Origin of the sequence: Pseudomonas sp. GM33, assembly GCF_000282295.1 — a bacterium.
Lineage (GTDB): Bacteria > Pseudomonadota > Gammaproteobacteria > Pseudomonadales > Pseudomonadaceae > Aquipseudomonas > Aquipseudomonas laurylsulfatiphila.
The window spans coordinates 21,569-40,783 of sequence record NZ_AKJO01000082.1 but is presented as its reverse complement, the minus strand read 5'-3'; the positions used below and the strand labels follow the sequence as shown (position 1 = coordinate 40,783).

At 60.6% G+C, this 19,215-nt stretch carries 16 protein-coding genes, 2 tRNA genes and 1 pseudogene; 3 read left to right on the top strand and 16 right to left on the bottom strand.

Going from position 1 to position 19,215, the window contains the following annotated elements; all coding sequences use genetic code 11:
* Positions 1-132: 132 nt before the first annotated feature.
* Together PMI26_RS15525 and PMI26_RS15530 are read right to left on the bottom strand one after the other, a co-directional pair.
* Positions 133-208, bottom strand: a tRNA-Gly gene (locus PMI26_RS15525).
* A 2-nt stretch (positions 209-210) separates the two neighbouring features.
* A tRNA-Glu gene (locus PMI26_RS15530) sits at positions 211-286 on the bottom strand.
* 383 nt (positions 287-669) lie between these two features.
* Between PMI26_RS15530 and PMI26_RS15535 the strand changes: the two genes are divergently transcribed.
* Positions 670-1,428: a hypothetical protein gene (locus PMI26_RS15535; protein ID WP_033047853.1), complete on the top strand. Its 759-nt coding sequence runs from the start codon at positions 670-672 to the stop codon at positions 1,426-1,428.
* 155 nt (positions 1,429-1,583) lie between these two features.
* Here the strand turns inward: PMI26_RS15535 and PMI26_RS32355 are convergent, their stop codons facing one another.
* The 4 genes and pseudogenes from PMI26_RS32355 to PMI26_RS15550 form a co-directional block, all read right to left on the bottom strand.
* Complete coding sequence (locus tag PMI26_RS32355) at positions 1,584-2,447, bottom strand: methyl-accepting chemotaxis protein (protein ID WP_371321749.1); 864 nt, start codon at positions 2,445-2,447, stop codon at positions 1,584-1,586.
* Positions 2,445-2,642, bottom strand: a pseudogene (locus PMI26_RS32350) (HAMP domain-containing protein); the annotation flags it as partial. The pseudogene PMI26_RS32350 and the gene PMI26_RS32355, both read right to left, overlap by 3 nt.
* A gap of 1,014 nt (positions 2,643-3,656) precedes the next feature.
* Complete coding sequence (locus PMI26_RS15545; RefSeq protein ID WP_007974581.1) at positions 3,657-5,042, bottom strand: aminotransferase-like domain-containing protein; 1,386 nt, start codon at positions 5,040-5,042, stop codon at positions 3,657-3,659.
* Positions 5,043-5,298: 256 nt separating this feature from the next.
* Positions 5,299-6,060, bottom strand: a complete 762-nt coding sequence (locus PMI26_RS15550; protein ID WP_007974580.1) for an SDR family oxidoreductase — start codon at positions 6,058-6,060, stop codon at positions 5,299-5,301.
* A gap of 236 nt (positions 6,061-6,296) precedes the next feature.
* Between PMI26_RS15550 and PMI26_RS15555 the strand changes: the two genes are divergently transcribed.
* Positions 6,297-7,301 (top strand): NADP-dependent oxidoreductase, encoded by a 1,005-nt coding sequence (locus PMI26_RS15555; protein WP_007974579.1) that lies wholly within the window; start codon positions 6,297-6,299, stop codon positions 7,299-7,301.
* Between the two features lie 139 nt (positions 7,302-7,440).
* Here PMI26_RS15555 and pyrF read toward each other — a convergent pair whose 3' ends face one another.
* The 6 genes from pyrF to PMI26_RS15585 form a co-directional block, all read right to left on the bottom strand.
* Positions 7,441-8,139 carry an orotidine-5'-phosphate decarboxylase gene (pyrF, locus tag PMI26_RS15560; RefSeq protein ID WP_007974578.1) on the bottom strand — a complete coding sequence of 233 codons (699 nt, stop codon included), beginning with the start codon at positions 8,137-8,139 and terminating at the stop codon, positions 7,441-7,443.
* Between the two features lie 434 nt (positions 8,140-8,573).
* Complete coding sequence (locus tag PMI26_RS15565) at positions 8,574-9,629, bottom strand: AI-2E family transporter (RefSeq protein WP_007974577.1); 1,056 nt, start codon at positions 9,627-9,629, stop codon at positions 8,574-8,576.
* Positions 9,630-9,698: 69 nt separating this feature from the next.
* Positions 9,699-10,505: a DUF4892 domain-containing protein gene (locus PMI26_RS15570; protein ID WP_007974576.1), complete on the bottom strand. Its 807-nt coding sequence runs from the start codon at positions 10,503-10,505 to the stop codon at positions 9,699-9,701.
* A gap of 8 nt (positions 10,506-10,513) precedes the next feature.
* Positions 10,514-11,173, bottom strand: a complete 660-nt coding sequence (locus tag PMI26_RS15575; RefSeq protein ID WP_007974575.1) for a glutathione S-transferase family protein — start codon at positions 11,171-11,173, stop codon at positions 10,514-10,516.
* A 50-nt stretch (positions 11,174-11,223) separates the two neighbouring features.
* Positions 11,224-12,078 carry an alpha/beta hydrolase gene (locus tag PMI26_RS15580; RefSeq protein WP_007974574.1) on the bottom strand — a complete coding sequence of 285 codons (855 nt, stop codon included), beginning with the start codon at positions 12,076-12,078 and terminating at the stop codon, positions 11,224-11,226.
* Entirely contained in the window at positions 12,075-12,881 is an 807-nt protein-coding gene (locus PMI26_RS15585) for an alpha/beta fold hydrolase (RefSeq protein ID WP_007974572.1), read from the bottom strand. The genes PMI26_RS15580 and PMI26_RS15585 overlap by 4 nt, the downstream gene beginning before the upstream one ends.
* Before the next feature lie 196 nt (positions 12,882-13,077).
* Between PMI26_RS15585 and PMI26_RS15590 the strand changes: the two genes are divergently transcribed.
* A complete protein-coding gene (locus PMI26_RS15590) occupies positions 13,078-16,068 on the top strand; it encodes an RHS repeat-associated core domain-containing protein (protein WP_007974570.1) in 2,991 nt (996 codons plus the stop codon).
* Here the strand turns inward: PMI26_RS15590 and PMI26_RS15595 are convergent.
* The 4 genes from PMI26_RS15595 to PMI26_RS15610 all read right to left on the bottom strand — a co-directional run bounded on the left by PMI26_RS15595 (position 16,065) and on the right by PMI26_RS15610 (position 19,206).
* Complete coding sequence (locus tag PMI26_RS15595; RefSeq protein ID WP_007974567.1) at positions 16,065-16,508, bottom strand: hotdog fold thioesterase; 444 nt, start codon at positions 16,506-16,508, stop codon at positions 16,065-16,067. The genes PMI26_RS15590 and PMI26_RS15595 overlap by 4 nt on opposite strands.
* Positions 16,509-16,540: 32 nt before the next feature.
* Positions 16,541-18,208: an AMP-binding protein gene (locus tag PMI26_RS15600; protein WP_007974565.1), complete on the bottom strand. Its 1,668-nt coding sequence runs from the start codon at positions 18,206-18,208 to the stop codon at positions 16,541-16,543.
* A 198-nt stretch (positions 18,209-18,406) separates the two neighbouring features.
* A complete protein-coding gene (gene sixA / locus PMI26_RS15605; RefSeq protein ID WP_007974563.1) occupies positions 18,407-18,862 on the bottom strand; it encodes a phosphohistidine phosphatase SixA in 456 nt (151 codons plus the stop codon).
* The gene (locus PMI26_RS15610; RefSeq protein WP_007974561.1) at positions 18,859-19,206 is read right to left on the bottom strand and encodes a DUF4389 domain-containing protein; all 348 of its coding nucleotides are present in this window, start codon (positions 19,204-19,206) and stop codon (positions 18,859-18,861) included. The genes sixA and PMI26_RS15610 overlap by 4 nt, the downstream gene beginning before the upstream one ends.
* Positions 19,207-19,215 lie beyond the last annotated feature (9 nt).

Below are 19,215 nucleotides of genomic sequence, written 5' to 3'. Positions count from 1 at the left end.
GTGTCCTAGGCCACTAGACGAAGGGGACACGCTGCCCGGAACACATGGTGTGTGTTTCGGTGCCCAGATCCGCATCCGAAGACTTGGTTCTGGTTTCACTCAGCCCTGCCCGAAAGCAACGCTGTTTAAAATTGGAGCGGGAAACGAGACTCGAACTCGCGACCCCGACCTTGGCAAGGTCGTGCTCTACCAACTGAGCTATTCCCGCATTGGCGTCCCCTAGGGGACTCGAACCCCTGTTACCGCCGTGAAAGGGCGGTGTCCTAGGCCACTAGACGAAGGGGACACACTACAACATTCACTCCCTGCTTCGTTTCGCTGTGTGCTTTACGCTGCAAGTGGCGCGCATTCTATGGATGGATTGAGAGGTCGTCAACCCCCTGATATAAATTTATTTAAATCAATGACTTCGCCCTGCTTTTGGACGCCATTGCGGTTTTTCCGCTGCCCGGTGTTTGACGCCTATATTCTGGCACCCGCCAAGACGTTATAGTCCTCCAGTGATGGCAATCTGTATATCGCGTGCCACCATTTATAGAAGCGAGGCTGCGGCCGATATAAGCGCAGGCATGTCCGATCCAACCCTTCATGCGGGCCCAGGCGCTCAAATGCCAAGCCACCAGACTCGCATGCGTACCCTAAAAAGAGGTCTTACCGGTGACGCCACTCATGATCACCCTGCTAGTTGTAGTCGGGATCGCCCTGTTGATCGCCATTGGCTACATGAACCATGTGGTGGAAAACAACAAGCTGGAAAAGGCCCGTACCAAGATTGAACTCAATGATCGTCTGCGTCGCTGCGGAGAAATCACCGAGACTTTCCCCGGCCAGTTGATGACCCCGGCACTCAAACTGTTGTTGGCCCGCCTGGAACTGAACGTCTGTCAGCGCCTGCTCAACCTGGAAAAATCCAGCGCCAACCTCAAGGCACGGATCGTCGAACTGGAGGCCCTTGTCGGCCAGGGTGAATCAATCCCGGTCAACAATCCGCCAGCCCCGATCCAGACCGAAGCCAAGGCCAAGGATGTACGTTTCCTGCTCGAAGCCCTGCACGGGCAAATCACCCGCGCGGCACAGGACGGCTTCCTGCCTCCCAGCGAAGCCAAGGGCTGGATTCGTGAAGTGCGCCACATCCTGGTGCTGCTGCACATCGAGTTCTTCAACAATCTCGGCCAGCACTCCCTGCAAAAGAACCAGCCCGGGCAGGCTCGCCTGGCATTCGAGCGCGGCGTGCAATACCTGCGCAAGCAACAGGACCCACAGGTCTACGCCGAGCAACTGGAATACCTGGAAAAACTCCTGGCCCGCGCCAATGACCAGGTCATGGATCGCATTGCACCGGTCGAAGGCGAGGTCAACCAGTTGACCGAAGGCCTCAAGGACGTCGAAGCTGACGCGGACTGGAAAAAGAAAGTGATCTATGACTGATCAGCGAAAACAGAAAAGCCACCGAGAGGTGGCTTTTTTTTGTTCTTCTGTAGGAGCAGCCCGTCGACGCTCGATTGCTCGCGATGGACTCCAGAACACCGCGCTCACCCAGTCAACGCGCGTTGTCTTTGCGGCCATCGCGAGCAAGCTCGCTCCTACAGCCTGAAATGCCCCACCATCCCCTTCAGCTCAACCCCCAGTTGCGCCAACTCGATGCTGGAGGCGGCATTGCCCTGCATCGCCAGCGATGATTGATCGGCACTGGCGCGAATACTGGTGACACTGCGGTTGATCTCTTCGGCCACCGAGCTCTGCTCCTCGGCCGCCGCGGCGATCTGCTGGTTCATCTGCTGGATCAACGATACCGCCGCTGCGATACTTCCCAGTGCGCTCTCGGTCTGCAAGGCATCGCTGACCGCCAGCTTCACCAACTCGCCACTGCTCTGGATCTGCTGCACCGACGACTGCGCCGCCGAGCGCAAAGCACTGACCAGGCGTTCGATTTCCTCGGTCGATTGCTGGGTTCGCCTGGCCAACGCACGCACTTCATCGGCCACCACCGCAAAGCCCCTGCCCTGCTCACCCGCCCGGGCCGCCTCGATCGCCGCGTTCAATGCCAGCAGGTTGGTCTGCTCCGCCACGCTTTTGATCACACTCAAGACCGTGCCGATGTTCTGGATTTCCGCGCTCAGGCTTTCAATGCTCGAACTGGCCGAGTTGGCCGAGTCCGCCAACTGCTCGATCCGCGCCATGCTCTGGCGCACCACCTGCTGACCACTTTCAACCTTGCCGTCAGCCGTTTGCGCCGCCAGGGCTGCTTCCTCGGCGTTGCGCGCGACATCATGCACCGTGGCCGTCATCTGATTCATCGCAGTGGCGACCTGTTCAGTTTCCTCTTTCTGCGTGCTGACTTCGAGATTGGTCTGTTCAGTCACTGCCGACAGCGATTGGGCCGAAGTGGCCAGCTGTTCGATTCCCGACTGCAAGCCGCTGACGATATGGCTGAGCCCCGCGCCCATTTGTTGCATGGCCTGCATCAACTGGCCAATTTCGTCACGACGGGTCACGTCGATGGTCGCACTCAAATCCCCTGAAGCAATCTGCTGCGCCACCTGGATCACACTGCGCAGCGGCGCCACGATCAACCGGGTGATGAACCACGCAGCAACCAGCCCGACCAGCAACGCCAGAGCGGAAGAGCCAAGAATCAGCATCGAGTTCTTTTTCAGTTCGGCCTGCATCGCCTGATCTTCAGCGACATAAGCCAGATCCACCCGTTCAACCACTTGGGCTGCGCGTTGGTGCAACTGTTGATAAACGGTTTTTTCCTGCTCCAGCAGACCGGTGTACTCGGCGAGCTTGTCACTGAAACCGGCGATATGACCCGTCACCTCATTGAGGACGGTCTGGTAACCCTCGTCCTTGACCGTGGTCTTGAGCTGCTCGGCCTGGGCCAATGCCTGGCTGGCCTGTTCGATCTTGCCCTGCCCGGCGCTGTCGTCGCCTTTGCGGCTTTGATCCAGGCGCACGCGCGCTTCATTCATGGCTTGCAGCATCAAGCGTGAAACCTGGCTGACCTGACCGGCCTGCTCGATGAATTGCGCACCGTCCTTGCCTTCGGAATCTTTCAGCGTATAAGCGCCGTCATCGGCGAGCCCGGATTGCAATACATCAAGATTATTGGCCACGCTGGACACCGACCAACTGGCCATTTCCAGCGCCAGGTCCTTGGCCTGGGTGAGCGAGACAAACTCGTCGAAAGCCTTGCGATAGGCACCCAAAGACTGTTCGACATCATTCATCACCGGCTCATTGGCCGCAGACGCGGCCTTGAGCTGGCCGGCCAGAGCGATCAAGCCATCGACGCCCTCGTGCAGGGCATCGACAGTTTTCGGATTGCCGTGCAAGGCGTACTCCTGCTCCAGCAGCCGGACCTTGAGCAAACCGCTGTTGAGCGATGACATTTGCTTGAGCCCGTCGAAGCGCTGGCTGATGGTTTGCAGGGACCACACGCCAATACCCGCCACCAGCGCAGTCAACAACAGCACCAGGACAAACCCGACACCCAGTTTTTTCGCCATACCGAGGTTGGCAAAACGTCCTTGCACGGCCGAATTCATTGCACTTAGTCCCCTGCCAAAGTCTGTAGACGCAGATTCGCAACGGGCCAGTGGCAACACAAGGCTCTGGCGCCGGAATAATGGCAAAAAGCTACGCCAACGTCGTTTTCAGAACGCTTGAGGTCGATCCCGAGCTGTGGCCTGAAAGAACGCACGGGCACGCGGATCGCAGGCATAGGCCACATTGATACGCTGCCAGTCACTGGCCCCACCCGAGGCGTTGAAGGCGTTCTTCGATGACAACACCACACCCAGACGCCTTGCCCGGGCCAGCACCTGATCGTAGTCGGACATTCGTGATCGCGCCCAGATAAACAGGCCTCCCGCCGGCTTGCCGAAGACTTCCCATTCGGCATCCTCGAGCATTTGCAACACCGCCAGCCGGTCGTTGTTCAAGCGTTGGCGCTGACGTTGCACCAGTTTGCCGTAGGCTCCGTTGGCCAACAGGCACGCCAGCACCGACTCGCAAAATCGGGAGACGCCCATGCCAGCGATCATCTTGACCTCGGCCAGACGCGTAATGACTGCGCAATCGGCCACTACGAAACCGACCCGCAAGGAACTGCTGAGGGTCTTGGAATAGCTGCCCACGTAGATCACGTTGTCGTCCAGCGCAGCCAGTCGCGTACCGCAACCGCTACGCAAATCCGCATAGACGTCGTCCTCGATCACCTGCACGCCAAAGGCCCTGGCCAGTTGCAGCACGCGACGCGCCACCCCGGGTGAAAGGTTGCTGCCAGTCGGGTTGTGAAAGAAGCTATTGATGAGCAATCCCTGAGGCCGGTGCTTGGCCAGCACCGATTCGAGCATGTCCACGTCCGGCCCGCGCGGTGTTCGCGGCACCTCGACCATGTGGATGCCGTGCAGCCTGAGCAGATCGAACAGCAGCGGATAACCGGGGCTCTCCACGACCACACAATCACCGGCCTTGAACAGTGTCCGTACAATCAGGTCGAGCCCCTGACTGGCACCCGCGGTGGTCATGATCCGGTTGTCCTGTACCGGTATGTCCAGCTGCCTGAGGCGCTTGAGTATCTGTTGCCGCAAGGCTGGCAAACCCAGCGGCGTGCTGTAGTTGAACAGACTGGCCGTATCGGTACGACTGACTTGCCGGATTGCGTAGATCAGATCGTCGGTCTCGCGCCAGCCTTCAGGCAGCCCGCCACAGCCCAGCCTCAACTCACCCGACCAAGGCCCGTACTCGGGTTCGGCCCCCTCAATCCACACAGGCTCATGCCTTGCGTTCGTGACCGATGCCGGGGCGGCGACTGTATAGCCAGCCCCATGACCTGAAACCAGCATCCCCTGCGTCACCAGGCGTTCACAGGCCTGAGCGACGCTGGACTGACTGAGCAAATTGATCCGCGCGATCTGTCGCACCGAAGGCAGGCGCGTACCGGGCGATACCCCGCTGGAATGGAGCCAGCCGGTCAGCGCGTCAACAATTTGCTGTACGACGGGCACCAGCGCCTGTCGGTCGATTCTCAACTCCATGAGCAAGCAAACTCCTGTTGATTTTGCGGGAAGCAGTTAATCACAGGAGGGTTCGAAGACATGTGCGACAACGCCGCCAAAACCATTCGATCTAATTATTTGAAACACATTGCCCACCCCGGAACCAAAAAACTGTGGGAGCGAGCCTGCTCGCGAAAGCGGTGTGTCAGCCGATATTAATTTCGACTGATACGCCCTCTTCGCGAGCAGGCTCGCTCCCACAGGTTCCGCATGTATTCAGTATCGGTGCGTCGTTTTAAAACGCGGTAACGCCACCGTCCACGGCCAATGAGTGCCCTGTGGTGAACGCCGCGCCATCGCTGCACAGATACAGCACGGCGCTGGCGATTTCTTCGACCTTGCCGATGCGACCGACCGGGTGCATGGCGTTGGCGAACTCGGCTTTTTTCGGGTCGGCTTCATAAGCGCGACGGAACATGTCGGTGTCGATCACCGCCGGGCACACGGCGTTGACCCGGATCTTTTTCTTGGCGTACTCAATGGCCGCCGACTTGGTCAGGCCGATCACCGCATGTTTGGAGGCTGCGTAGATGCTCATTTTCGGCGCTGCCCCCAGGCCCGCCACCGATGCCGTATTGACGATCGCGCCGCCCCCTTGCGCCAGCAGCAACGGCAACTGGTATTTCATGCACAGCCAGACGCCTTTGACGTTGACGCCCATGATCGCGTCGAACTCGTCGAGCGAACCGTCGGCCAGCTTGCCTTTCTCGATTTCGATGCCGGCATTGTTGAAGGCATAGTCAAGGCGACCGTAAGTATTGATCACCTCCTCCATCAGATGTTTCACATCGCTTTCCAGGGTGACGTTGCAGCGCACGAAGGTCGCCTCGCCACCGGCCGTACGAATCAGCGCCACCGTGCCCTCGCCGCCCGCCGTGTCCATATCGGCCACTACGACCTTAACGCCCTCGGCGGCAAATGCCTGGGCGGTCGCGCGGCCAATACCGGCCGCCCCGCCGGTCACCACAACCACCTGGCCGGAAAACGTCATGCTCATTGTTATGTCCTCGAAGAGAAGTAAGCGGGGAATCGCGCCGGACCAGTCTAGCCATGGAGGTGCTGAACGCGGCAGCACTATCAGGACTCCGGTTGGGCGCCCATGAGTTGCAGTGATGGAACTGCCGTACCAACTATCACTGCACTGGATCAACCTGCATTCGCCGCATCAGCCGAACTTGCGGCATCGGCGCTGACCGGCTATCAACAAAGCTTCATTCATCTTGAGTGCCTGTCATGACCTCCCAGACCAATCGCCAATTCCTGCTCGCCAAACGTCCGGTTGGCGCGGCGACCCGCGAGACATTCACCTATCAGGAAGTACCGGTCGGCGAGCCGGCGGCGGGCCAGATCCTGGTCGAAAACCAATACCTGTCCCTGGATCCGGCCATGCGCGGCTGGATGAACGAGGGCAAGTCCTACATCCCGCCGGTCGGGCTCGGCGAAGTCATGCGCGCCTTGGGTGTGGGCAAAGTCATTGCCTCGAACAATCCGGGCTTCGCGGTCGGGGACTACGTTAACGGCGCCCTCGGGGTTCAGGATTTTTTCCTCGGCGAGCCGCGAGGTTTCTACAAGGTCGATCCGAAACTGGCACCGCTGCCACGTTACCTGTCAGCACTGGGCATGACCGGGATGACGGCGTACTTCGCCCTGCTCGACGTCGGCGCGCCGAAGGCCGGTGACACCGTGGTGCTGTCGGGTGCGGCGGGCGCCGTGGGCAGCATTGCCGGGCAGATTGCCAAGATCAAAGGTTGCCGGGTGGTTGGCATCGCCGGCGGCGCGGACAAGTGCAAGTTCCTGATCGATGAACTGGGTTTCGACGGTGCTATCGACTACAAGAGCGAAGACGTCCTCGCCGGCCTCAAGCGCGAGTGCCCGAAAGGTGTCGACGTGTATTTCGATAATGTGGGTGGCGACATTCTCGACGCGGTGTTGAGCCGCCTGAACATGAAGGCGCGGGTGGTGATTTGCGGTGCCATCAGCCAGTACAACAACAAGGAAGCGGTCAAGGGGCCGGCCAATTACCTGTCGCTGCTGGTCAACCGCGCACGCATGGAAGGTTTTGTGGTGATGGACTACGCCGCCCAATACGCCAGCGCCGCCCAGGAAATGGCCGGCTGGATGGCCAAGGGGCAGCTCAAGAGCAAGGAAGACATCGTCGAAGGACTGGAGACATTCCCGGAGACGCTGATGAAATTGTTCAACGGCGAGAATTTCGGGAAGCTGGTGCTGAAGATTTGACCCAATATTTGAACTAACCCAAGAACCACTGTGGGAGCGGGCTTGCTCGCGAATACGGTGTGTCAGCCGACATATTTATTGACTGATCCACCGCATTCGCGAGCAAGCCCGCTCCCACATCTTGATTTTCGGTGTCGGGTTAAGCCAGTTCAGCCACGACCGAAGCCAACGCCTTCGCCGGATCCGCCGCCTGGCTGATCGGACGGCCGATCACCAGATAGTCGGAACCGGCATCCAGTGCCTGACGTGGCGTCAGGATGCGACGCTGATCATCCTGGGCACTGCCCGCCGGACGAATCCCCGGAGTCACCAGTTGCAGCGACGGATGTGCCGATTTCAGCGCCTGGGCTTCCAGGGCCGAGCACACCAGGCCGTCCATCCCGGCTTTTTCCGCCAGGGCGGCCAGGCGCAGGACCTGCTCTTGCGGCTCGATGTCCAGACCGATGCCTGCCAGATCTTCACGCTCCATGCTGGTCAACACGGTCACGCCGATCAGCAGTGGTTTGGGGCCGCTACGCTGATCCAGCACTTCACGGCACGCGGCCATCATGCGCAGGCCGCCGGAGCAATGCACGTTGACCATCCACACGCCCATTTCCGCAGCGGCCTTGACGGCCATCGCGGTGGTGTTCGGGATGTCGTGGAACTTGAGGTCCAGGAACACTTCGAAACCCTTGTCGCGCAGGGTGCCGACGATTTCCGAAGCGCAGCTGGTGAAGAGTTCCTTACCGACTTTGACCCGGCACAGCTTCGGGTCCAACTGATCGGCCAGCTTCAGTGCGGCGTCACGGGTAGGGAAATCCAGGGCGACGATGATAGGAGTCTGGCAGGCGGACATGAGTGGGCTCTCAGGCAAGTCGAAATCGGCGCGCATTGTAGCGGAACCAGCGCCGCTGCGGGACCCGATGATCGGTAAATCGTCGAGACGGCTCAAGCAAGACTAGCCCCCGAGGCCATTGTGTCGAGTCAGATACACACACGACACGCCCGCAACACCCGGGCCGGCTACCCTCGGCAACCGCAACAGGTCCCTGCAACAGCACTTCCCGCCTCAGGGCCGGACGCCTATGCTGGAACCACAACCTCGCAGCCTATCTTTGTGGTTGGCAACCCACCTGGCAGGTGTTGGCCTGACTGCAGTTATCCGTCTACCACGTATTTGAAAGCCACAATGACCCTTTGTGGGAGCGAGCCTGCTCGCGATGAGGCCCTGTACCGCAACAAAAAGCCCACTGACCCTCAGCGGCTCAGTGGGCTACGGATCCTGGAACTTCAGGGCAGGCGATCCTCAGCCCGTGACTGAGTCTTGCTCCAGTCGATCAACAGGCTATAGGCCACCGCCAGCAGTGTCGGACCGATGAACAGGCCGATGAAGCCAAAGGCAATCAACCCGCCAAACACCCCAAGCAGCACAATGACCAGCGGCAGGTTACCGCCACGGCTGATCAGGTACGGCTTGAGCACGTTGTCGACACCGCTGATGACGAATGTGCCCCAGATGCCGAGGAATATGGCCATTCCGTACTCGCCTTTCCAGGCCAGCCACGCGGTCGCCGGAATCCACACCAGCGGCGGCCCCATCGGGATCAGGCTGAGCATGAAGGTCACGATGCCAAGCACCAGCGCACCCGGTACGCCGGCAATCAGGAACCCGATCAGCGCCAGGATCGCCTGGGCCGCTGCTGTGCCGATCACACCGTTCACCACCCGCTGCACCGTGCCTGCCACCAGTTCGATGTAGTAGCCGGCCCGTTGACCGATCAGACGTTCCAGCAATGTGTGCACAAACGCCGCCAGGCGCGGTCCGTCACGATAGAAAAAGAACACGAAGACCATGCTCAGGGTCAGTTCGAGAATACCGCCGCCGATCTGCGCGCTGCGCGCCAGCAACCAGTTACCCACCTGTCCCAGATAAGGCTTGAGCGCCATCATCATCGCCGCGCCCTGCTCATCGATGCTGTTCCAGATCCCGACCAGCCGCTCGCCCACCAGGGGAATCGAACCCAGCCACACTGGTGCTTCGGGCAACCCCTCGACCTGCGCGTCCTTGATGAATGCGGTGGCATCACGCACATGATCGGCGAGGTTGAAACCCAGCCACACCAGCGGTGCCGCGACCAGCAACATCCAGCCCAGCGTCAGCAATGCCGCCGCCAGAGACTCGCGGCCGTTGAGCCAACGCGTCAGCAAGCGCATCAGCGGCCAACTGGCGAATGCCAGGACTGCGCCCCAGAACATCGCCGACCAGAACGGCGCCATCACCCAGAAGCTCGCGCCGAACAGCACGACGAGCAGGATCTGCACCAACAGGCGATCGTTATTGATCATCGAAAATCCCGAAAATATCAGTCAGCAAAAGAGTAGGCGAACGCAGCGTGCACGCTCGCCCGGTACAGCCTACCGCAATAGCTCGATGTGCAGGCCAGAGCCCTCGGCACTGCCGGTTTCCATTCGCGCGGCACGCACGCCTTGGGTAATCAGTGCCTGACGCCAGGCTTCGGCGTTCGCTCCGGAAATACTGACCCGCAAGGTGGTGTCCAGATTCAGTCCGCGGGAAATCAGGCGCAACCAAGTCTCGTCTGGTGCACTGTTCAACGTGGAAAAATCAAGTTCGCCGGTGCTCTTGAGCTCACGCAGCAAAGTCGCGGAGGTCGGCAACAACTCACCCAGCGGTGCCGAAGCGTCGAACTGCTCGACATGCAGGTAGGCCTTGCGATTACCACGAGTGATGCTGTACAGCGCGACGAGCGTGTTATCCCGCGGCGCGGCAAGTCGCAGCAGCAAATAGGCTTGTTGATCGTCGGCACCATACAGCTTGGCGTTGCCGAAGACTTCATTGGCCCAGAGGCTGCTTTCGCCGCAATCGCGCGCCTGGCACCAAAAGAGCAACCCGGCGTCCTGCTTTTGCAAAGCCTCGCGGGCAGCAGTGAACGCCTCGATGGATGAATGCTCCGCTGGCAACTCGTAGGTCACCGAAGTGACGTTGCCGCGGGCACTGACCTGGCCGTCGAAACGTAACTGGCCACTGATCTTGCGGATCGAGCCCAAGGGGTAGATCCGCTCCAATTCGACGGTGGGGCGATAGTCGACAATCTGGGCGTCGACCATGCGCGGCACTATCGGCAGGTCCTGACTGCCCGGAACATCGGCGGCGAACAACAAGGGACTGAAACTGCACAGCACCAGCAAACTGAATGAACGCATGGATAGACTCATCGGATCAGCATGGCCTGGGCGCCCTTGATGACACTGGCTTCATCGGCGCGTTGCGGTACCTGCAGACCACGTTGCACCGCCGGCCGGGCCTCCAGGGTTGCCATCCAGCGTTGCAACGCCGTCAAGCCCTCCACCGAGACGCCCGACCACTCGTAACCGCGCACCCATGGAAATGTGGCGATGTCGGCAATGCTGTACTCATCAGCAAGGAACTCCACGCTTTGCAAACGCGTGTCGAGCACTTCATAGAGGCGACGGGTCTCATGCTGATAGCGGTCGATGGCGCCCTGGAGTTTTTCCGGAAAGTAGCGGAAGAACACGTTGGCCTGCCCCTGCATCGGGCCGATGCCACCCATCTGGAACATCAGCCACTGCAACACCAGCGAACGCCCCTTCGGGTCGCTCGGCATCAGTTTGCCGGTCTGTTCTGCGAGGTAAATCAGGATGGCGCCGGACTCGAACACGGCGAAATCGCCGTTGGCGCGGTCGACAATCGCCGGAATCCGGCCATTGGGGTTGATCTTGAGGAAGTCCGCGGACTTCTGCTCCTTCTTGTCGAAACTCAAGGCATGCACCCTGTAGGGCAGGCCGAGTTCCTCGAGCACGATAGAGACCTTGTGGCCATTCGGGGTCGCAGCGGTGTAGAGATCTATCATGGTTGTCTCCCTTTTCAACCCGCCAAGCCTCGACAGTTGCCCGGCGCAAGTCAAGGAATGGCGAAGAACCGATTGAAACAGTCTGCGACAAGATCGGCACCGGACTCGTCATTCAGGTGCAAATGGTGCCCGCCTGGCAGCTGTTCCCGGCTAAAGGGTAGACGCTCCAGCAACTCGGGGTGTTTGGCGAGCATGCCGTCGGCAGCGACCACCAGCGTTGCAGGACACTTGATCCGCTGGACGAAGGCCATGGCCTGCTCGGTGGTCAGGCGCAGTGGCGATGGCAGCGTGAGGCGATTGTCGGTGCGCCAGGTATAACCACCCGATACCGGCATCAGACCACGCTGCGCCAACAGTTCCGCAGCCTCACGGCTGACCGCCACCAGGCCCTTCATGCGCGCTTCGATGGCACGGTCGAGGGTGTCGTAGACCGGTTTGCGCTTCTCCCGCAGATCGAGTTGCGCCTGCAGGGCCATGCCCATGCGCTCGGCAGCGTTTTCACCCTTGTCCGTAGGAGGAATGATGCCGTCGATCAATGCCAGGTGGGTGACCCGCTCGGGCATCGACCCGGCGATGATCAGCGAAGCGATGGCGCCCATCGAATGCCCCATTAGCGCAAATTTCTTCAATCCAAGCTGTTCGGCGACCTGCAGCACATCGTGGGCATAGTCCCACATGGCGTAACCGGCGCCCGGCGGGCGATGCCCGGAATGACCATGACCGGCCATGTCCAGCGCGATGATGCGCAGGCCTTTGAGTTTGGGGGCCAGACGGGCAAAGCTGTTGGCATTGTCCAGCCAGCCGTGCAGGGCAATGACCGGCAAACCATCTTCAGGACCGAACAGGTGCGCCGCCAGCTCGATGTGCGGCAGGCTCAGGCGGACTTCTTCGACGACGTGGCTCATGCGCAATCCTGTTGTCGACGGCCGCCCCAACGATGGAACAGGCCTTTGAGCATGTGGGCGGTATCAAGGGGACGTTCGAGCGGAAACATGTGGCCGCCAGGCATGGTCAACGACTCGCCCAACGGCAGGCGGTCGACCGAACTGGCGTGATGGCGCATCACCACGCGGCTGTTGTGCCCACGAACCACCGCCAGTGGCACTTGCAACTTGCGGGTGCTGCCCGGGCTGGTGTGTGGCACGCCGCGATAGATGCTGATTTCCGTGGCCGGATCGAACCGCAGGCGCAGTTTGTCGCCGACCTGGTGCAAGCCATGTTGCAGGTAGGCATCGAAGCATTCGGGGTCAAAACCGCGAAACAGGGTCTTGCCGGCAAAGTATTTGCGGGCACTTTCCAGGTCGGCGAACTCCTCACGGCGGCCCAGGGTACGGCCGGCCGGCGTCAGGCGGTCGATGAAACCGAAGCGTTTGGCCGCACGTATGACCCATTGATCGGCTCGGGTCAGCACGGGCGAGTCGAGCATCACCACCCCTCGATACAATTCGGGGCAGCGCAAGGCCGCATGCAGGTGCAACACCCCACCGAAGGAGTGACCGACGCCCCACACGGGCTCGGCCTGTTGTTGCAGGTGATGGATCAGCTCATCCACCAGGTTGTACCAGTTGTCGTCCGCCGGGTAACGCGGGTCGTGGGCGTGCTGCTCCAGATGCGTCACCTGAAACTCGGGTGCCAGCGCCGCAAACAACTTGCCGTAGGTCCCCGAAGGAAAACCATTGGCGTGGGCGAAAAAGATCTGTTGCGACATACCTGCAAATCCATAAGCGAGAACAGGCTTTGATTGTCCGCAAGACCACGTCTTGCAGCAATGACCGTAACTGCCAGGAATGATGACAGACCTGCCGTGGCTATGACGGCGCCACCTGTTATTTCTGACAGTTGACTGGCATTCGGCATCAAGCGGATAAGAAGGCCTGTTCCGCCAAGTCACGGGCACACTCAAAATGACCCACGCCAACACGCCGGCCATCCAAGCATTTGACCCACGCAGGCTGAGCGTGCGCAGTGTAGCCTATCACCGTCGCCAGAACGCGTCGGTTGCGCAGCCGTGCATCACTCAGCAGGAATATGACGGCGCTGGTCGCGCCGTTCTCAGTCGTGATCCACGCCTGTTCCGTTTACACCAGGACGGTCAGGCGACAGCCAATCAGCAAAACCTTTTCAGTTTATCGGGCGCTGTCGTTCTTTCGCACAACAGCGACGCCGGTTGGCGCCTGGGTTTGCTCGGCGCGCACGGACAAAGGGTTGAAGGCTGGGACCAGAAACTCAGCCAGAGCCGCGTGGACCATGACCCCCAGTGCCGCCCGGTCGCTATGTTCGAGCGCGCATGGCAAGGAGCCGAACGCTGCATCGCACGGTTCACCTATGCCGCTGACGACGCCGATGTCGGGCATAACCTGCGCGGTCATTTGATTCGGCAGGACGACACCGCCGGCACCCTGCTCTTTGACGGGTTCAGTCTGAACGGTACGCCGTTGCAGCACAGCAGAACTTTCATCGCCGACCCGCAATGGCCGGTGGACTGGCCCGAGTCAGTGCCTGAACGCGACGCCTTGCTGGAAATCGAACCTGCAATCACGCGCCTTCATTGCAACGCCGCCAGCGAGCCGGTCAGCCAGACCGATGCATTGGGCAACCGGCAGACGTTCATTCACACCTGTGCGGGCGAACTGCGTGAGGTTCGTTTGAAACTCGCCGGGCAGACCGAGGAAACCGCGCTGGTCCGAGACATTCAGTACAACGCCTTTGGTCATGTCGAACAACAGCGCGCTGGAAATGGCGTTATTTCCCGGGCGACTTTTCGGCCCGACGATGGCCGACTGGAACAGCTGAAAGCCTATGTAACAGGTCAGCCGGCGCTGCAAGACCTGACTTATGAATACGACGCGGTGGGCAATGTCACCTGCATCACCGATGCCGCGCAAGCGACTCACTTTCACCGCAACCAGCGCATCGAGCCCGTTAATCGCTACCGCTACGACAGCCTCTACCGCCTGATCGAGGCCAGTGGCCGTCAATTGCGCAATGCGCCAGGTGGGCCTCAGCTCCCGGACTTCCAAACCTCGATCGATCCCGGACAACTGGAAAATTACACGCGTCTCTACACCTATGATGAGGCCGGCAACCTGAAGGTCATGCAGCATCAGGCAGACAGCGCCTGCCGTACCGAACACACGGCAGTCGCCCGGTTCAGCAATCGCAGCCTCCCGGAAAAAACCAATGACGAGCTGCCTGACGAAGAGGAGATTGCCGCTGGTCATGACCTCAATGGCAACCGTACCGAGCTTCAACCGGGACAATCCCTGCAATGGGATCTGCGCAACCAACTGCGGCAGGTCGATCAGGTGGTGCGTGAAGAGGAGCCGGACGATTGTGAGTTTTATGTGTACGACGGGGCTGGCCAGCGTCAACGAAAAATCCGTCAGGCCTACACCGGCACACTGACCCGCACCCACGAAACCCGTTATTTGCCCGGCGTGGAAGTGCGTATTTCCGACAAGGAGACGCTCCACGTCGTGACGATCAAGGCCGGGCGCAGCACGGTGCAAGTCCTCCACTGGCCGACTGAACCGCCTGCCGGCATTACCCAAAACCAGCAACGCTATGGTTTTACCGATCATTTGGGCTCCAGCACCCTCGAACTGGACAAAGCGGCCTTGCTCATCTCCCTGGAAAGCTACTACCCCTACGGCGGTACCTGCTGGTGGGCCGGGTCCAACAAACTCGACGCCAGCTACAAGACGCGGCGCTATTGCGGCCAGGAACGGGATGCCACCGGGTTGTACTATTACGGGTTTCGCTACTACGTACCCTGGTGCCAACGCTGGCTGAACGCGGACCCGGCGGGAATTGCCGATGGGTTGAACCTGTATGCCATGGTGCATGGCAATCCGATCGGGCACCTGGATCTACAGGGGCTGATCACCGCTGGTGAAGTGCTCGGTGCGGCCGCCGCGACGATTGGCCGTGACGGTGTGAGTGCGTTGGCCGGTGGCGCCGTCCGCTTTCTTGCAGAACAGGGACTGGTTCAGTGGGCAAGCCCCCCCACGGATGATCCGCAGAACCAGACGGTCGACCCTGGCGCCAATCTGGCGCTGACCGTAACAGGTGCCGTGGTCGGGGCATTGGCGGGTGGATCCATGGGGATGGGCGCAGGCAGCAACATCGTTTCCCGATACAGCAACAACCGCGCTGCGCAGCGGATCGGGGCGGCCATGGGTGGGTTGGTCGGCGCAGCAGCCGGTGCCGCCACCCCGCTCTATTCCTACTTGAGTAACCCCGAAAGACTGAATGCGGTGGCCATCAGCCTCATCACCGGCGCGGCCGGCAGCCTGACAAGGGAAACAGGCCAACGCATCAGCACAGAACTGGGCCCCAGCCTTTCACTCCCGCCTTCAGGTGTCGCGACTGCCCTGCGCACGGGCGTCTATGGCGGATTGCTGTTTGCCGGCGGCATGATTCGCGAAGAGCTTCCGCCCTTGGCAGACGTCGCCATCAATGCTGCCGTCGAGGGTTTTGATGGCGCATCCATCGTCATTATCAACGCCTTGCGCGGAGGCACCTACAACCAGGGTACTAACGAGTTGACCAGACCCAAAGGCGTGGAAGTGCTGTATGGCTGGGCTACGCGCACGGCCGGGACCGGCTTGACCGCCTCCCTGACATTCATGTCCACCCCGCTGACCGACTCGATTGCGAACCCCAATCTGCAGGCGGGCGCCATTGCTGCAATGGCTACCCCCACAGAGGCCAGAACCTATTTGGGACAACATGTGCAGCGTGGCACCGCCCAGTTGTTCAAGTATGACGATGCGGACTTTTCGCTGGACCACTTCACCCAACCGAACAGGGAGTGGACGGGGCACCCGGACATGCCCACAAGCAGCGCCATTGAGATGAGGACGTTCAGATCCCGTGTTTCGAACTCGCCTTAACGCACTGGCGGCGTCTCACCCAACGGCACCACCGCCATGGTCAGCCGCGACACGCAACTGGCCTTGCCCTCATCGCTGGTCAGCCGAATGTCCCAGACATGGGTCGTGCGGCCGATGTGGATCGGCTTGGCCACCGCCGTCACCCGCCCGCTGCGCAGGCCGCGCAAATGGTTGGCGTTGATTTCCAGTCCCACGCAATAGAACTTGCTGGCATCGATGCACAGGTAGCTGGCCATCGAGCCGACCGATTCGGCCAGCACCACCGAGGCGCCGCCATGCAGCAAGCCGTAAGGCTGATGGGTGCGGTGATCGACGACCATGCTGGCGGTCAGGGACTCATCGTCGAAAGCCTCGAAACGGATGTCCAGCACTTCACCGATGGTGTTTTTCTGGATGGCGTTCAACTGCTCGATGTTGGGAGTGGTGCGCCACAGACTCATCGCGGGGTTTCCTTGTTGGTTTTGTTGGTGGATCAATCCTGCCACAGCACCGCTTCGCTGCGCTCGCTCCATTCTTCAAAACGCTCACCGTACGCCGCTTCGATCACGTTGCGCTTGATCTTCAGCGTCGGGGTGAGAAAGCCGTTTTCCACGGCCCAACTGTCCTTGACCACCACCAGGCGCCGCAGCCGTTCATGTTTGTCGAGGTCGCCGTTGACCTCTTCCAGCAGCTTTTCCAGGCTGGAATGCAAACCGGCGCGTGCGGCCCCGCCGGCATCCTGTTGGCCGACCGCCGACAACACGCACAAACCCAGCGGTGCACTCAAGCCATCGCCCACCACGCACACCTGTTCGATGCGAGAATGCACGGCCAGGCGATTTTCGATCGGTGCCGGCGCCACGTATTTGCCTTTGCTGGTCTTGAAGATTTCCTTCAGGCGCCCGGTCAGGCGCAGATTGCCTTCGGCATCCTCCTCGCCCTTGTCGCCGGTGCGCAGGAAGCCGTCCTCGGTAATGGTGTCAGCGGTTTTTTCCGGTTCCTTGAAATAGCCGAGCATGGTCGCGCCACTGCGTACCATGACCTCCCCCGTCTCGGCGATCCGCACTTCGACTTCCGGGCACGGCTTGCCGATCCAGCCCGGTTTGTTCTGGCCCGGCATGCCGATGTGGGAGTAACCGCAACTCTCGGTCATGCCGTAGACCTCCAACACGTCCAGTCCCAGTTTGCGGTACCACTGCAACAAGGTCTGCGGCACCGGAGCCGCGCCGGACAACGCGATGCGCAACGCATCCAGACCCAGCCCGACGAGGACTTTATGCCCGACCCGTTTGCCGATGATCGGCAGGCCGAGCAGGAAATCGAGGCGTTTTGCCGGGATCTTGCTGTACACGCCCATCTGGAACTTGGTCCAGATGCGCGGTACGCCAAACAGTGCGGTCGGGCGCGCACGTTGCAGGTCGGTGAGAAAGGTATCGAGGCTCTCGGCGAAAAATACCGTCTGGCCGGTATAGATCGACGCCAGTTCGACGAACATCCGTTCGGCAACGTGGCACAGCGGCAGGTAGGACAACAGTCGGTCCGACTCGTTGAGGCCAAACAACGCAGTGCCGCGTGTGGTGGCGAACCCCAGCGTGCCGAAGCTGTGCATCACGCCTTTGGGCATGCCCGTGGTGCCGGAGGTGTAAATGATGGTCGCCAGTTGATCGGCGGCAGGTTTCGGATCGTCCTGGATCGGCGAACTGCCTTGCAGGTCGGTCCAGCTGAAATCGAACGTACCCGGCGGATGCAGGGGCAGGCTGATGGTCGGCAGGTCCGGGCTGACGCCACGGGACATGCCAGGCCAATCATCGAGCTTGCCGATGAACGCCAGCGCCGCTTCCGAGTGTTCGAGCACCTGGGCAACTGACTCGGCGGTGAGGTTGGGGTACAAGGGCACCGACACATGCCCGGCCATCCAGATCGCCAGGTCGGCGATGATCCAGTGCGCGCAGTTCTTCGAAATCAGGGCGATATGGCTGCCCTGCGGCAACTCCCGCGCTCGCAACCAATGGGCCGCGCAACGGGCCTGATGACCGACGTCCGCCCAGGTCAAGGTCTCGACCTCGCCGCCTCCGACAGGCTGGACCAGGAAGCGCTGGCGGGGATGACGGGCCTCACGCTCGTAGAAAACGTCCAGCGGCAAACGAAAAGCAGCAGACATGACTCGCTCCTGTGTTTTTGTTCTGGAGCAAGCGTAGTCAACCAAGCAAGTGCTTGGTTGACTATTTCATACAAAATTTCCTGGGTGATGACATCCCTGTGGGAGCGTGGCTTGCCCGCGATGCAGGCTTCGCGGTTTATCAGGCATAACCGAGTCGATGCCTTCGCGGGCAAGCCACGCTCCCACAGAAAAGCGGCGCTAAGGATGCTTGATGTCGTTGAGCCTCATCGACCCGACCAACAACTCATTGCTCTCGAGCTCGGCCAGGCCGGCGGTGCTGACCCGCTCCGGTGGATGTCCCGCGCCATGTTGCAGGTAGCTCAACAAATTCCCCACCAGCGGATTGTGACTGACCAGCAGGACATCGCTCACCGCCACCATTTGCTCGGCGACCTTGTCCGGCTCGGTGTCCGGTGTCAGCCACTCGACAGTGCGGATTTCCGGCTCGAACCCCAGTGTTTCGCGCACCAGTTGCGCCGTCTGCTGCGCTCGCAGGTACGGACTTGCGTATATCGCCGTCAGCGGTTGCCCAATCAGTTGCGCGGCGCTGCGCAGCACCTCCTCACGACCGTGGTCCGTCAGTTCCCGCTCCGAATCATGGAGGCGGGAGCCGTGCGGTACAGCTTCACCATGACGCAATACCCAGAGTTTCATAGCTTGGGTTCCTCATCTCGAGCCGGATGCGGTGCCGGTGCCACAACATGCGGCGCTTCACCTTCCGGTGTACGCGGCGTCGGCCAATCGGCGAACGGCCAAGGCTTCTGGTCGCTGTGAAAGCTGCCGAAACGACCGATCTGCGCCAGAAACTGGCTCAGACTGTCGCCAAAGTTCATCAGGCTGGCGCTCGGGGCGCCATAGAACAAACGATAGATCAACTGCACCAGCACGACGGCGCCGAGGATGAACTGCGCGACTTGCCACACCAGCACGAAGACGATCATCCACAACACGCGCAGCAGGATGGATTCATACTTGGCTTCTACTTTTGGATCGTTCATGCGCAACTC